This is a genomic window from Mesorhizobium sp. M0991 (genome assembly GCF_040318915.1).
Classification (GTDB): Bacteria; Pseudomonadota; Alphaproteobacteria; order Rhizobiales; family Rhizobiaceae; genus Mesorhizobium.
Genome location: NZ_JAMYNE010000016.1, coordinates 11,590 through 26,642, shown reverse-complemented (window position 1 = coordinate 26,642; position 15,053 = coordinate 11,590). Strand labels below are relative to the sequence as shown.

Sequence of the window (15,053 nt, the reverse complement as noted above, 5' to 3'; positions counted from 1 at the left end):
AATGTTCAAGCTTCAATCGCGCTTGTCAACATCAGGACGCGGCAGGATCCGCCTGCCAACGGTTTGCTTTCCGGCCGGTGACCGGTAGTAGCTCCATAGGACAGGGGATCACGCTTTCTTGCGGCGACGCAGAAGGTGTGAGTTCCAAGCCCTGTCTATTTCAGCAATTGGATTGTGGCCCCTTTACGAGTGCTTCAGAACTTCATTCCAATTTTAGGTTTGCGAACTAGGCTAGGAGCGTAATGCCGGCGTATGAAAGGCAGATGTCGGGAGGAACCGCGCCACGGCGCGCGCTTTCGCGCGCCCTGCTTTTCGCATTGTTGTGCTCGACGGCACTTGTTGCCGAAACCGGAAGCGCTGCCGCCTTCGAGATTTTCGGCATCAAACTGTGGGGATCCAAAGACGAAGATGCCGACATCGTCGACCCGCTGCGCTATGCGGTGACGATCGAGGCGCCGGACGCCGACAAGGATCTCGCCGAGAAGCTCGAAAACGCCTCGGCGCTGAAAGCCGACGAGGAACACCCGGTATCAGGTTCGCTGGGTCTTTTGGCCAAGGCGCGCAGCGACCGTGAGCAACTTGTTGCCGCGCTCTACGCGGACGCCCGCTACGAGGGTGTCGTCACCATCACTATTCAGGGCAAGCCGCTCGACGATCTGCCGCCCGATGCCGAGTTTTCCGGCCCGCAGCCGATTCCGGTGGTGATAAGCATAGCAGCCGGGCCGAAATTCACGCTTGGCAACATCAGGCTGAAAGGCGATGCAGCGGGGCTGGCAAGTGCCGATTTCGGTCTGATCGCCGGCGGTGACGCCAGTTCGGGCGCCGTGCTCAAAGCCGAGGCGGCGATCGTGCGGGCACTCAAGCAAGAAGGCAGGCCGCTGGCCAAGGTGACGGGCCGCGAGATCGTCGCCGAGCACGCCGGTTCGACGCTCGACGTGACGCTTACCGTCGCGGCCGGCCCGGTCGCCGGCTATGGCGACACCACTGTCGAGGGCGCAGAAAAGGTCGACCGCGACTTCACCGAATATATGACCGGCCTGAAGCGCGGCCGCCAATATTCGCCCGATGAGATCGACGATGCACGCGACCGGCTGCTCGGGCTCGAGGTCTTCAACAGCGTGACGGTAAAGGAAGCCGACGCCCTCGACGCCGACGGCAACATCCCGATCGGTGTCCAGGTAAGCGAACGCAAGCCGCGCTATTTCGGCATTGGCGGCAGCTTCTCAAATACCGAAGGGCTGGGCCTCGAAGGCTATTGGGGGCACCGCAATCTGTTTGGCCGCGCCGAAAAGCTGCGCATCGACGGCAAGATCAGCGGCATCGGCAGCAACGACTTGACCCAGCTCAATTACAATGCCGGCGTCATGTTCGAAAAGCCGGGCGTGGTAGGGCCGGCGTCGAAATTCATTGCCAGCGTCAATACCGTGCTGGAGCACCCCGACGCCTACGACCATTTCTCGGTCAAGGGCAGCACCGGCCTATCCTACGAACTCGACAAGAAGCAGACGGTTTCCGCGCAAGTCGCGCTTGATTATTCGAGAATCCACGACGCTTTCGGCAAGCACACGTATCTGATCGCCAGCATTCCACTGCAATATGTCTACGACAATCGCGACAACAAGCTCAATCCGACCCGGGGCTTCAGGGTGCTGGCCTATGCCGAGCCGAGCTACGACATTTTGAGCGGGGCTGCCTTTGTCAAGCTGAAGGGCGAGGGGTCGGCCTACCAGTCGCTCGATTCGGCCTCGAAATTCGTTTTCGCCGAACGTGTCGCCATCGGCTCGATCATCGGCGCCGGTCTTCAAGATGTTCCGGCCGACCGCCGCTTCTACTCCGGCGGCGGTGGCTCGGTGCGCGGCTATGCCTATCAAGGCATCGGCCCGAAGGACAGCAACGGCGAGCCGATCGGCGGGCTTTCCTTCTTCGAGACCTCGGTCGAGATGCGCATCGCGGTCACCGACAAGATCGGCCTCGTGCCGTTCGTCGATGCCGGCACGGTGTCGACCAGGCAGGTCCCCGATTTTTCGGACATGAAGGTCGGCGCGGGTGTAGGCTTGCGCTATCTGACGGCGTTCGGGCCGCTGCGCATCGACGCGGCAGTGCCGCTCAACCGCGGCCCCGACGATCCTCATTTCGGCATTTATGCCGGCATCGGCCAGGCATTCTGATGGCAATATTCAGGCGCATCCTCCGTATCCTTTTCTACACGCTGCTCATCATCGTGGCAGCGGCGGTGGGGGCGCTCGTCGTGCTGACCAAAACCGAGGGCGGCCGCGAAAACCTTGCCGGCATCATCTCGACTATGGCCTCGACCGGTGATCGCAAGGTCACTGTCGTCGGCATCGACGGCATCTGGTCGGGCGCGCTCAGGGTCGATCATGTCGTTCTGGAGGATCGCGAAGGCGCCTGGATGGTGGCGCGCAAGGTGGCTGTCGACTGGTCGCCGCTGGCACTTCTGTCGAAGAGCTTCAGCGCCGATCGCATTGGCGCCGAGCGTATCGAGTTGGCAAGGCTGCCGGTGGCCAGCACACAGCCGAGCCAAAGCGGAGCGACGACGCTGCCGGTTTCCATCGACGTCAAGCAGCTCGACCTTCCCGAAATCGCGCTCGGGCAGGCTCTGGCCGGCAGCGGGGTCGCCGAACTTACAGCCAAGGGAGCGCTCAAGGCGGATGCCTCGCCATTGGCGATCGAGACCAACCTCAACATCGTTCGCCACGACGGCAAGCAAGGCACGGTCGACGCCAAAGCCCATTTCGCGCCGGCCGACAACAAGCTCGACCTCGACCTTAAAGCATCCGAGCCGGCCGGCGGCATCATCGCCAACCTGCTCAACCTGCCGGGCGCGCCGCCGGTCAACATTGTCGTTTCCGGCACCGGACCGCTCGCCAACTGGAATGGCATCGGGACCTTCGTTGTCGACGGCCGGATCGTCACCCAGCTTACCGGTCGCCATCAGCTCACCGACAAGGGTCATTATGTCGAGGCCAATGGCGATGGCGAATTCGAGCGCTTCCTGCCCGAAACTCTGAAACCGCTGTTTGCCGGCAAGACCAGCTTCGACCTCGCCGGCACAGCGACCGCGGCCGGCGGCGTCGATGTCGAGCGCGCCAATATCGACAGCGGCGCCATGCACGCTACCGCCGCCGGCATTGTCGATCCGAACGGCGCCAGCGATCTTTCTGTGAAACTCGCGGCGAAAGGGACGCCGATCGTGCTCAGCCTCGGCAGCGAGGCACAGCCGATAACCGTGGCGATCAAGGATGCCACGGCCCGCGCTTTCGGCGATGGCAAGGCGCCGATGGTGGACATCGGCGCGTCGCTGGTCTCGGTGGTGGCGGGCGGCACGCGGGTGGACGACCTGATCGGGCAAGTGCATTCCGATGGTTTCGACATCCAGAACCGTAGCGGGCCCGTCACCATCAAGCTGACGGCGGCCGGCCTGAACACCGACGTCGCGACTTTGGCGCCGCTGGTAACGGGCAGGGTCAGCGCCGGTCTCGCCGGCTCGGTCAGCAAGGAACAGATTGTCGTCGACGAAGGCACGCTACGCAGCGACGCGCTCAATGCGTCCGTAACGGCCACAGTGGCGCTTGCCGATCTGTCGATGACGCTCAAGATGAATGCCGACGCGGCTTCGACGGCGCTACCGCCGCAGATCAGCTCGGTTCTCGGCCAGCGGGTGCAGTTTTCCGCAACCGCGACACGCGACCCGGACGGTGCGTTCGCCGCGAACGCATTGCAACTCACCTCAGGCACGCTTAGCGCCAGCGGCACCGCCAGTGCGCAAGGCACCGATATCCGGGCCGATATCAAGGGCACGCTGGGCGACGTGTCGGTGCTGTCGCCGCTGGTCGGCGCCAAGGTCGGCGGCGCCGTCGGTTTCGCGCTGACCGCAAGCGGCGCGCGCAGCGCACCGGATTTCTCGGTTTCGGCCAACAGCGACAGCCTGACGGCGTCCGGCCATGCGGTGAAGCAGATCAAGCTGAGCGCGAGCGGCAAAGCCGATATCGCCAGTCCCGCCGCCGATGTCTCGCTGACCGGCTCGGTCGACGACCAGCCGCTGGACCTCAAGGCATCGCTGGTCACCACCGACGGCAAGCGCTCCATCAATGGACTTGCCGTCTCACTGGCCGACAACAAGGTCTCCGGCGACCTCGGGCTCGACGACAACCTGTTGCCGCTCGGCACGTTGACCCTCGATGCCGCCGATATTGCTCCGCTGGCCACACTCGCAGACCAGTCGGTAGCCGGCGACGTGCGCGGCACCATCCGCTTTGCGAACGACAACGGAGCGCCGACGGTCGCGATCGATGCGACGAGCACCGCGATCTCGCGCGGCGAACTGGCGGCGAAGACAATCGCCGTCAACGCGCTGGTCGCCAATTATCTCAAAGCCCCGGCAATCTCCGGCAAGATCAAGGCCGACACGATCACCTCCGGAACTACGGTGATGAGCGGCATCGATGTCGACCTGAAGCGCGATGGCGACTGGACCGGCTTTAGCGGCGGCGCCACGGTCGCCGGAATTCCGGCCAGCGCATCCGGGCGGGTCAGGGTTGCGAACGGCACCACCAGCATCGAGCTTGCCTCGGGCGAGGCGACCATCCGCGGCATCAAGGCAGCTATCGCGCAGCCATCGGCGCTGACAATCGCCAATGGCAGGGTGAGCATAGAGAAACTGGCGCTCGGTGTCGGCGGTGGTTCGATTGCCGTGTCGGGTACGGCTGGCCAGACACTCGATCTCGCTGCCACCTTGTCGGCGGTGCCGGCAGCGCTTGCCAATGATTTTTCACCGGGTCTCGATGCCGTGGGCGCGCTCAGCGGCACCGCGCAGGTCACGGGATCGTCGGCTGCCCCCGACATCCGCTTCAACGCCCGGCTCAGCGGCGCCGAAACCAGCCAGACCCGGCAGGCTGGGCTCGGGCCGCTCGATCTCGATGCGGCAGGCCGTTTCTCGTCGGTCAGCGGCCTGGCCATCGAGCAGGCGACGCTTGCCGGCGAGAAAATCTCCGGCAAGGCAGCCGGCACCATCAATCCGAACGGCGCCAGCGATTTCTCGCTCGATCTCACCTCGACCGGCCCGAACCTGCCGCTGTCGCTCGGCAGCAAGGCGAGCCCGATCAAGCTTGAGCTGCAGGCGATATCGCTAACGGCGGCCGGGCAGGGCACCCAGCCGAAGCTCGACATTTCCGCAACGCTGCCATCGGCCGCCACCAATCTCGCTAAGGTCGAGGGCATCACGCTTGCGCTGCACTCCGATCGCTTCGACGTGAAAGCCCGGAGCGGGCCGATCTCCGGCACCGTGACTGCCGAAAAAATCGGCCTCGACAATCCGACCATCGCGCCGCTGATCGCCGGCAAGGTCACTGCCAAACTGGCCGGCAGCCTTGCCGCCGACGCTGTCATCATCGATAGCGGCACTGTGATCAGCGACGCGTTGAACAGCGGCTTCAACGGGCGGGTCTCGCTGGCCGACGGTGACATCGACCTCAATATCAGGGCGGATGCCGCGTCGGGGGCGCTGCCGGTGGCGGTGCGTGGCGTGCTCGCCGAGCGAACGCAATTCAGTGCCGCGCTGAAGCGGGACGCCAACGGCAATGTCACCGCCAACGCCGTCAGGCTGTCGTCCGGTTCGCTGACGGCAGACGGGCAGGCGAGCCTTGCCGACAACAAGCTCAACGCCGACGTCAAAGGCGCGCTAGGCGACGTCTCGCTGCTATCCAAGGACGCCAAAGGCGCCATTTCTTTCGCGCTGAATGCGCAAGGCGCCAGCACCGCGCCGGATCTGTCGCTGACTGTCAACAGCGACAGGCTTTCGGTCGCGGCGCGCGAGATCACTGGCTTGAAGCTCACTGCCACCGGCAAGGCTGATGCCGCCAACCCGGCTGCGAATGTGCAACTCATCGGAAATATCGGGGGCCAACCGCTGCAGGGCAGTGCCGTGCTGGCGACATCGGACGGCAAACGCGCCATCAACGGGCTTTTGCTGTCGCTCGGCAAGAACCGTATCTCCGGCGACCTGGCGCTCGACGATGCCTTCGTACCGGCCGGCACCGTGGCGCTCGACCTGCCCGATATCGGTCCGCTTGCGGCCCTGGCACTGGAAAAGGCCAATGGCGATGTGCGCGGCACGATCGCCTTCTCCAAGGCGGGCACCGTGCCGCAAGTCGCCGTCAAGGCGACGACCGGCTCGATCTCGCGCGGCGATGTCTCGGCCAAGGCCGTGACGATCGATGCGCTGATCGCCAACTATCTGGCGGCACCGGTGATCTCGGGCAAAATCCGTGCCGACAACGTGACCTCCGGCGGCACGGTTATTCGGGGCGTCGACGTCGATCTCAAGCGCGACGGCGAATGGACCGGCTTCTCCGGTGGCGCCTCCGTCAAGGATATTCCCCTGAAGGCCGCCGGCCGGGTCAAGGCGGTCAAGGGCACGACGACGGTCGAACTTGCCACCGGGGAGGCGACCATCCGCGGCATCAAGGCGGCCATCGCCCAGGCCTCGACCATCAACATCGCCAATGGAGTGACCAGCCTCGACAGGCTGGTGCTCAATCTCGGCGGCGGCACGGCGACGGTCATGGGCAAGGCTGGGCAAGCGCTCGACCTCAACGCGACGCTGGCGCGCGTACCGATCTCGATAGCCAACAGTTTTTCGCCGGGCCTCGATGCCGCCGGTTCCATCTCGGGCACTGTGAAGGTGACGGGCGCGCCGGCCAATCCGGCCGTTGCCTTCAAGATCGAGGCCGCAGGCGTTCAGACCTCGCAGACCCGTGGTGCAGGTTTCGGCGGCATGGGTGTTTCATCCTCAGGTACATATTCGGGTAACAGACTGACGTTCGACGCCAACATGAGCGATGCCGCTGGCCTCGGCCTCAAGGGCGGCGGCACGATGACGACATCAGGCGCGCCCACCCTTGATCTCAACTTTTCCGGCAAGGTGCCGTTCGCCTTCCTCACCAGGACCCTCGCCGCACAAGGCCTGTCTCTGAGCGGCACGGCCGACGTCGATGTGCAGGTGCGCGGCCCGGCGACGTCGCCGGTGATCTCAGGCACGGTTCGCACGTCAGGCGCCCGACTGCTCGACGCGCGCTCGGGGCTTGCGATCAACGACATCACTGCCGATGTCGCCATCGGTGGCGGCGTGGCAAGGATCAATCGCCTGACCGGCACGCTGTCGACGCGCGGCAGCCTTTCGGCAAGCGGCACCGTCGGCATCGATCCGGCTAAGGGTTTTCCGGCCGATCTGTCGGTCAAGCTCGTTGACGGCCGCTATACCGACGGCAAGGTGGTCACCGCCAATCTTGGCGGCGACCTGACCGTCAAGGGACCGCTCACCTCCGCGCCGGTGATTTCCGGTACCGTCAACCTGGCCAAGACCGTCATCACTGTACCCGAAAAGCTGCCCGGTTCGCTGGCCGAGCTCAACGTCAAGCACAAGAATGCGCCTGCCGCCGTGCGTGCGCAGGACAAGGCGTTGCGCCCTGCCGCTGCAAGCAGCGGTGGCGGCGGCAGCGGCCTCAACCTCGACGTCACGGTCAATGCGCCGAGCCAGATCTTCATCCAGGGCAGGGGCCTCGACGCCGAGCTCGGCGGTTCGCTGCGGCTGACCGGCCCGGCATCGTCACCCCAGGCGGTCGGCACCTTCACGTTGCGGCGCGGACGGCTGACGATCCTTGCCAAGCGGCTGACCTTCACGGAAGGCACGGTCGGCTTTTCCGGCTCTCTGGTGCCCTACCTCAACCTCACGGCGCAATCGAAGACGACCAGCGCCACCGTGACCATCGTGGTGTCGGGCGAGGCGACCAACCCGAAATTCACCTTCTCCTCGGTACCGGCGCTGCCGGAGGACGAGGTGCTGGCGCAGCTGATCTTCGGCCGTTCGATGTCGAACCTGTCGCCGCTGCAGATCGCGCAGCTTGCCGAGGCTGCCGGACAATTGGCCGGCGTTGGCGGCTCGACCTCCCTGCTGCAGAACCTGCGCAGCGCGATCGGCGTCGACGATCTCGACGTAATCACCGACGAACAGGGCGGCACCGCCGTCTCGGCGGGCAAGTATCTCAACGACCGCACCTATGTGACGATCCAGAAGGGCGACAGGCCAGGCTCGGGCAAGGCAACCGTCGATCTCGACGTGGGGCGCGGCGTCAAGCTGCGTGGCGAGGCAACCGACGCCGGCGAAGCCAAAGGCGGTGTTTTCTACGAACGGGAATATTGAAACCAGCCGTTCGCGCAGAACGGTTGCTTGTCCGAAGAACGCGCGACGCAGCCGCGAATGTCCCAGTTTAATCGCCCGTTGAGATTTCGGACGAAATCCCTGGCGCAGTAGCAAATTTGCGCCAAGACTGTCGTTATCGCGCGAACCGCCCTGCTTTCAAAGTTGCACATTCCTTGGCATGTTCCCAATCCGTGCCGTCTTTGACATCATGGCGCGAATGCGGAATGTTAAAAGGCAGAAAGCCAACAATGGGAGTTATTCATGACGATCTACAAGAGTAACGGCGACCGCGTTCCCGATCACATCCTGGCCATGGCCGAAGACGCCAAGGCAGGCAAGATGGATCGTCGCGAATTTCTGGCTCTCGCCAGCGTCTTCGGCGCGTCGACGGCGATGGCCTATGGCATGCTTGGCCTTGCAGACCCGACGCCGGCCAAGGCGGAAGAGGTCCAGGGCAAGAAAGGCGGCGTATTGAAGGTCGCGCAATGGATCAAGGATCCGAAGGATCCGCGCAAGTCCGACTGGTCGGAAATCGCCAATGCCGAGCGTCAGGCGCTCGAGCCGCTGGTCAAATATACCACCGAATACACATTCCGCCCCTATCTGCTGGAGAGCTGGGACGTGAATGACGACGCTACCGAATACACGCTGCATGTGCGCAAAGGCGTCACCTGGAACAACGGCGATCCGTTCACCGCAGACGACGTCATCTTCAACCTCAAGCGTTGGGCCGACAAGAAGGCCGAAGGCAATTCCATGCCCGGTCGCCTCGGTTCGCTGGTCAAGGACGACAAGCTGGATGAGAGCGCGGTGACCAAGGTCGATGACCACACGATCAAGCTGACGCTCAGCAAGCCGGATATCGCCCTCATTCCGAACGTGTGCGACTATCCCGGCCTTATCGTCCACAAGACCTTCGACGAGAAGGGCGGCGATTTCAAAGCCTGCCCGATCGGAACCGGCCCGTTCGAGTTGGTCTCCTACGATGTCGGCCAGAAAGTGGTCTACAAGCGTCGTGAGGACAACAAGTGGTGGGATGGCGAGGTGTTCCTGGACGGCATCGAGTTCATCGACTACGGCACCGATCCGGCGGCGATGGTCAGCGCTTTCGAAGCTGGCGAAGTGCACACCAATTTCGAAACCTCGGCCGACTATGTGTCGATCCTCGACGGCATGGACTTGGCGAAGTCCGAGGTTGTCACCGCCTCGACGATCGTCTGCCGCACCAATGTGACCAACAAGCCTTACGGCGACCAGAAGGTTCGCAACGCCCTGCAGCTCGCAGTCGACAACGCTGTCGTCCTCCAGCTCGGCTACGGTAATGCCGGCACGGTTGCCGAAAACCACCATGTCGCCCCGATCCATCCGGAATACTACGAGTTGCCGAAGGTTGCTCGTGACCCGGCCAAGGCAAAGGCGCTGATGGCGGAAGCCGGCCAAGCCGATTTCGAGCACGAGCTGATCACGGTCGACGAGGACTGGCACAAGAACACAGGCGATGCGATCGCCGCGCAGATGCGCGACGCCGGCATCAAGGTGAAGCGTACGGTGCTGCCGGGTTCGACCTTCTGGAACGACTGGACGAAGTATCCGCTGTCGATGACCAACTGGAACATGCGGCCGCTCGGCGTCCAGGTTCTGGCGATCGGCTATCGTACAGGTGAAGCCTGGAACGAGACGGCCTGGTCGAACCCGGAGTGGGATGCCAAGCTCAACGCTGCGCTCGCGGTTGCCGACGCAGCCAAGCGCAAGGAAATGATGAAGGATATCGAGCAGATCCTGCAGGATTCCGGCATTATCATCCAGCCTTATTGGCGCAAGCTCTACAGCCATTCGGTCAAGGCGGTGCAGAACTACAAGATGCACCCGACCTTCGAGCGCGACTACGGCAAGGTCTGGCTCGACCAGGCCTGACCGGACGATCCGGAAAGGGGCGTCTCGCCCCTTTCCGTCGCTCTTTGCATGGTCCTTGGACCGGAAGTCGGCGCAGCAAAAAGTTGCGGACTCTTCGGTCGGGGTCTGCAATAAAAAGGGTGTTGCATCTGGGACTGGTCTGAAGGCTTGTTCTGCCGCTGGCGGCAGGGCACGGCTTGCAAACCGGTTCCAACCCCCAACCCGACCGGCAGGGGACCGCCATGCTTTCTTTCGTTATCAGGCGTCTCGGCACCATGGCATTGACGATGCTGTGTCTGACGATGATCGTCTTCTTCCTGGTCAATCTCGGGCCCAATCTGAAAAAGCTGGCGATCAGCCAGACCGAAATGCACACCTCGGCCGAGCAGCTTGAAGCTTGGCTGGTCAACCATGGCTATCGGCAGAATTTCTTTATCCGCTACGGCCAATGGCTGGGCGTCATGCCCAAGCAGCCGGTGACCGACCCGGCGACCGGCAAGCCCGCACAGCGTTTCTCCTTCTGCAACGATCCGGTCGTGCCGACATTCTCCGGCATCCTGCAGGGCGATTTCGGCTGCTCGACCAAGTTCAAGACGACGGTCGCCTCAAAGCTCTTTCCGGCGCTCAGCGCGACCGGCATACTGATGCTCTGCGTGCTTGCGGTTATGGTGCCCGTCTCGCTCCTGATCGGCATTCTTGCCGGCATGCGCGAGGGCTCCCGCACCGACCGCACGTTGTCGGTGGCTTCGATCGCCTCGACGGCGACGCCCGAATATGTTTCGGGCGTCATCTTCACCGTCATCTTCGCCTCCTGGCTCGGCGTGCTGAACGGTTCGGCGGCCTCGGCCAGCCAGGGCATCACCTTCTACAATTTCACCTTGCCGGTGATGACGCTGGCGATCTACGGCATCGGCTACATCGCCCGCATGACCCGCGCCTCGATGGTGGAGGTGATGACACAGCAATATATCCGAACCGCCCGGCTGAAGGGCCTCTCCTTCGGCAGCGTGGTGATAAAGCACGCTCTGCGCAACGCGCTGATCGCACCGTTCACCGTCATCATGCTGCAGTTTCCCTGGCTGCTCACCGGCGTCGTCATCGTCGAGGTGATGTTCCGCTACCAGGGGTTCGGCTACACGCTGGTCGAGGCCGCCGGCAACAACGACATCGATCTTCTGCTCGGCTGCTCGCTGGTCTCGGTGTTTATCGTCCTGATCACACAGCTCATCTCCGATGTCGGCTACGCGTTCCTCAATCCGCGCATCAGAGTTCAATAGGAGACCAGCGGATGCAGGTCGAATATCTCAGCGCCTTCAACGTCGTACTCGGCGTGCTTACCCGCTTCTGGCCGGTCTGGATCGCTCTCGCCCTGGTGATGGGGGCGAGCTTCGGCTACAAGAAGAAGCTTGGCCTTTACGGCCAGCTTTTCGACAGCGGCGTCGGCATCGTCGGCGTCGGCATCTGCCTGTTCTGGCTGTTCACGGCGATCTTCGCATCGACGGTCGCGCCCTTCGATCCGCTCGCCCAGGTGCCGATCATGAAGGACGCGCTGCCTGGGGCAATCGATCCGCAATCGGGGCTCGCCTATCTCTTCGGCGGCGACAAGCTCGCCCGTGACGTGTTCTCCCGAATGGTCTATGGCAGCCAGATCGTGCTGATCATCGCGCCGGCGGCCACCGGTTTTGCACTGATGGTCGGCATTACGCTCGGCCTTCCGGCCGGCTATTATGGCGGCAAGATCGATACGGTGCTGTCCTTCCTCGCAAACCTTGTGCTGGCCTTCCCGGTGATCCTGCTGTTCTACCTGCTGGTGACGCCGGGCATCATGGACACGCCGATCCCCTACGCGATGGCAGGGCTGTTCTTCCTGTTTCCGATCATCTTCTTCAGTGTGCTGTTCTGGACGCGCTACAAGAACCGCCCCGACCGCCTCTATATCCTGCTTGGCCTGACGTTGGTCGTTGGCGGCTGGATCTATGCCGGCCTTGTCTTCGATGCCGATCCGTTCAAGATCATCCACATCGATCCCAACCAGCTCAACATCTTCGTGGCGGTGGTGTTCGCCTCCAGCCCGGGCGTGTTCCGCATCGTGCGCGGTCTGGTCATGGATATCAAAACGCGCGACTATGTTGCGGCGGCGCAGACGCGCGGTGAATCGCCCTGGTACATCATGCTGTGGGAGATATTGCCCAACGCGCGCGGGCCGCTGATCGTCGACGCCTGCCTGCGCATCGGCTACACTACGATCCTGCTCGGCACGCTCGGCTATTTCGGGCTGGGGCTGGCGCCGGAAAGCCCGGACTGGGGCACGGCGATCAAGGATGCCAGCCGGCTGCTGCGCTCGTTCATCCACCCGGCGCTGCCGCCGACGATCGCATTGATGTCGTTCGTGCTCGGCCTCAACCTCCTGGCGGATTCGTTGCGCGAACAGTCGATGAAAGATTGATACCGGGAAAGATCGATGCCGGGTTCGGCCCGACATGCCTGAAGAACAAGGATTGGAGCGACCCATGAATGAGGCAGTTCGAAATCCCGCCAAGCCGACCAATGGGCCGACCAATGGGCCGATCATCGAGATCGAGAACCTGTCGATCTCCTTCTTCACCCGCAAGGGCGAGATCCCGGCCGTCATGGATTTTTCCTGCACGGTCATGCCCGGCGAGGCGATGGGCATCGTTGGCGAATCCGGCTGCGGCAAGTCGACCGTGTCGCTCGGCATCATGCGTGACCTCTCCAACATCGGAAAGATCGTCGGCGGAAAGATCAAGTTCCAGGGCAAGGACATGGGAGAACTGTCCGACGAGGAACTGCGCGCCATCCGCGGCAACAAGATCGCCATGATCTACCAGGAGCCAATGGCCAGTCTGAACCCGGCGATGAAGGTCGGCCAGCAGCTGATGGAAGTGCCGCTGATCCACGACAAGGTGTCGAAGGACGAAGCTTATAAACGCGCTTTGGAAATGGTGCGCGCGGTGAAGTTGCCGGATCCCGAGCGCATGATGCGTTCCTACCCGCACCAGCTTTCCGGCGGCCAGCAGCAGCGCATCGTCATTGCCATGGCGCTGCTGTCGAAACCGGCGCTGCTTCTGCTCGACGAGCCGACGACGGCTCTGGACGTGACAGTTGAGGCCGGTATCGTCGACCTGGTCAAGGGGCTGGGCGAGAAGTTCGGCACCTCGATGATCTTCGTGTCGCACAATCTCGGCCTGATCCTGGAGACCTGCGACCGCATCACGGTGATGTATTCGGGCGAAGCGGTGGAGACGGGCAAGATCAAGGACGTCTTCGACCGGATGCGCCATCCCTACACGCAAGGCCTGTTCCGCTCGATCCCGTTGCCGGGCGCCGACAAGAATTCGCGGCCGCTGATATCCATCCCGGGTCAGTTGCCGCTACCGCACGAGCGGCCGAAGGGCTGCAATTTCGGCCCGCGCTGCCACCATTTCGTCGAGGGCGTCTGCAACGCCGCCGAAATTCCGATGATCGCGGTCGACGGCCATGACGGGCATTTCTCGCGCTGCGTGCGCTTCAACGAAATCGACTGGGAGGCGCTGCCGCCCGGCGCCAAGAAGGTCAACGAGCGGGTGGTGCCCGGTGCGCCGGTGCTCCAGATCGAAGACCTCCGGAAGTACTACAAGGTCGGCGGCAGCGAAGTGTTCGGCTCGAGCGAGGGCCGCGTCGTCAAGGCCAACGAGACGATCTCGTTCATGGCGCGCGAATCCGAGACCGTCGCTATCGTCGGCGAATCCGGCTGCGGAAAATCGACCCTGGCCAAGGTGCTGCTCGGCCTCGAAACGGCAAGCTCTGGCCGCGTGAAGCTCGGCAATAAGGAGATCCAGTCGACCGGGATCGAGAAGCGTTCCGTCGACACGGTATCGTCGATCCAGATGGTGTTTCAAAATCCGTTCGACACACTCAATCCTAGCCATTCGGTCGGTTCGCAGATCATCCGTACGCTGGAAAAGTTCAATGTCGGCAACACGGTGGCCGACCGCCGCAAGCGGATGCTGGAGTTGCTCGACCTGGTGAAGCTGCCAAGGGCGTTCGAGACGCGCAAGCCGCGCCAGCTTTCAGGTGGCCAGAAACAGCGCATCGGCGTGGCGCGTGCCTTTGCCGGCGACGCCAAGGTGGTGGTGGCCGACGAGCCGGTCTCGGCGCTGGATGTGTCGGTCCAGGCGGCGGTGACCGAGCTCTTGATGGACATACAGCGCAAGAACAAGACGACGATGCTGTTCATCAGCCACGATCTGTCGGTGGTGCGCTACATCGCCGACCGCGTCGTCGTCATGTATCTCGGCTATATCGTCGAGCAAGGCACGACCGACCAGATCTTTTCGCCGCCCTATCACCCCTACACCGAGGCGCTGCTGTCGGCGATTCCGATTGCCGATACCAGCGTGGTGAAAAGGCACATCGTGCTCGAAGGCGACATTCCGTCGGCGATGAACCCGCCCTCTGGCTGCCCGTTCCAGACGCGCTGCGGCTACAAGAAACTGGTGCCGGACAATCTTTGCGAAACCAAGGTGCCGCCAGTCAAAAATCTCGGCGACGGCCATATGAGCCTGTGCTGGCTGTCCGACGACGTGCTGGCGAAAATGGAGCCGGTGATCAAATTCGACAAGGAGCACGCCGCGAATGAGGGCGTGCCCGAGGATGCAAACCACGGTGTTGGCCCAGGCTTTGCCGGAGATCCGCCCAAGCGCCCGCATGGAAAGACTGGCAGCGTTGAAGCCGATGCCGAGGGTCAGGCAGCGGAGAATGCCGAAGCGGTCGCCAAAGCCCGAAGTCACGAGGTTCGCGACGAGGTTTCAGAGACCGGCGGCACCTCAAGCTCTGCCGGCAGCCCGGTGGCACCAATCATGCCGCCGATTGTCGGCGACGGCCGCCAGGCCGAGGACGCCTCGCGCAAGCCGCGCAAACCCAAGGGCGGCTGAGAGCCGTT

6 protein-coding genes are annotated in these 15,053 nt (G+C 63.1%); all 6 read left to right on the top strand.

Annotated elements, in window-relative coordinates; translation table 11 throughout:
- Positions 1–242: 242 nt before the first annotated feature.
- The 6 genes from NKH70_RS22145 (at position 243) to NKH70_RS22120 (ending at position 15,045) form a co-directional block, all read left to right on the top strand.
- Positions 243–2,168, top strand: coding sequence for an autotransporter assembly complex protein TamA (locus NKH70_RS22145; RefSeq protein WP_352978818.1), 1,926 nt, complete (start codon positions 243–245; stop codon positions 2,166–2,168).
- Positions 2,168–8,218, top strand: coding sequence for a translocation/assembly module TamB domain-containing protein (locus NKH70_RS22140; protein WP_352978816.1), 6,051 nt, complete (start codon positions 2,168–2,170; stop codon positions 8,216–8,218). Before NKH70_RS22145 ends, NKH70_RS22140 begins: the two co-directional genes overlap by 1 nt.
- 261 nt (positions 8,219–8,479) lie before the next feature.
- A complete protein-coding gene (locus NKH70_RS22135) occupies positions 8,480–10,132 on the top strand; it encodes an ABC transporter substrate-binding protein (protein WP_352716912.1) in 1,653 nt (550 codons plus the stop codon).
- A 221-nt stretch (positions 10,133–10,353) separates the two neighbouring features.
- Positions 10,354–11,388 carry an ABC transporter permease gene (locus tag NKH70_RS22130; RefSeq protein ID WP_292663614.1) on the top strand — a complete coding sequence of 345 codons (1,035 nt, stop codon included), beginning with the start codon at positions 10,354–10,356 and terminating at the stop codon, positions 11,386–11,388.
- 11 nt (positions 11,389–11,399) lie between these two features.
- Positions 11,400–12,557: an ABC transporter permease gene (locus NKH70_RS22125; RefSeq protein ID WP_292663612.1), complete on the top strand. Its 1,158-nt coding sequence runs from the start codon at positions 11,400–11,402 to the stop codon at positions 12,555–12,557.
- Positions 12,558–12,621: 64 nt separating this feature from the next.
- On the top strand, positions 12,622–15,045 hold the full coding sequence (locus tag NKH70_RS22120; protein WP_352716910.1) for a dipeptide ABC transporter ATP-binding protein: 2,424 nt from the start codon (positions 12,622–12,624) through the stop codon (positions 15,043–15,045).
- Positions 15,046–15,053 lie beyond the last annotated feature (8 nt).

Bases quoted from the DNA above. Each gene is read 5' to 3' on its own strand.
- NKH70_RS22120 (WP_352716910.1), top strand. From the start codon at position 12,622: ATGAATGAGGCAGTTCGAAATCCCGCCAAGCCGACCAATGGGCCGACC.
- NKH70_RS22135 (WP_352716912.1), top strand. From the start codon at position 8,480: ATGACGATCTACAAGAGTAACGGCGACCGCGTTCCCGATCACATCCTG.
- NKH70_RS22140 (WP_352978816.1), top strand. From the start codon at position 2,168: ATGGCAATATTCAGGCGCATCCTCCGTATCCTTTTCTACACGCTGCTC.
- NKH70_RS22125 (WP_292663612.1), top strand. From the start codon at position 11,400: ATGCAGGTCGAATATCTCAGCGCCTTCAACGTCGTACTCGGCGTGCTT.
- NKH70_RS22130 (WP_292663614.1), top strand. From the start codon at position 10,354: ATGCTTTCTTTCGTTATCAGGCGTCTCGGCACCATGGCATTGACGATG.
- NKH70_RS22145 (WP_352978818.1), top strand. From the start codon at position 243: ATGCCGGCGTATGAAAGGCAGATGTCGGGAGGAACCGCGCCACGGCGC.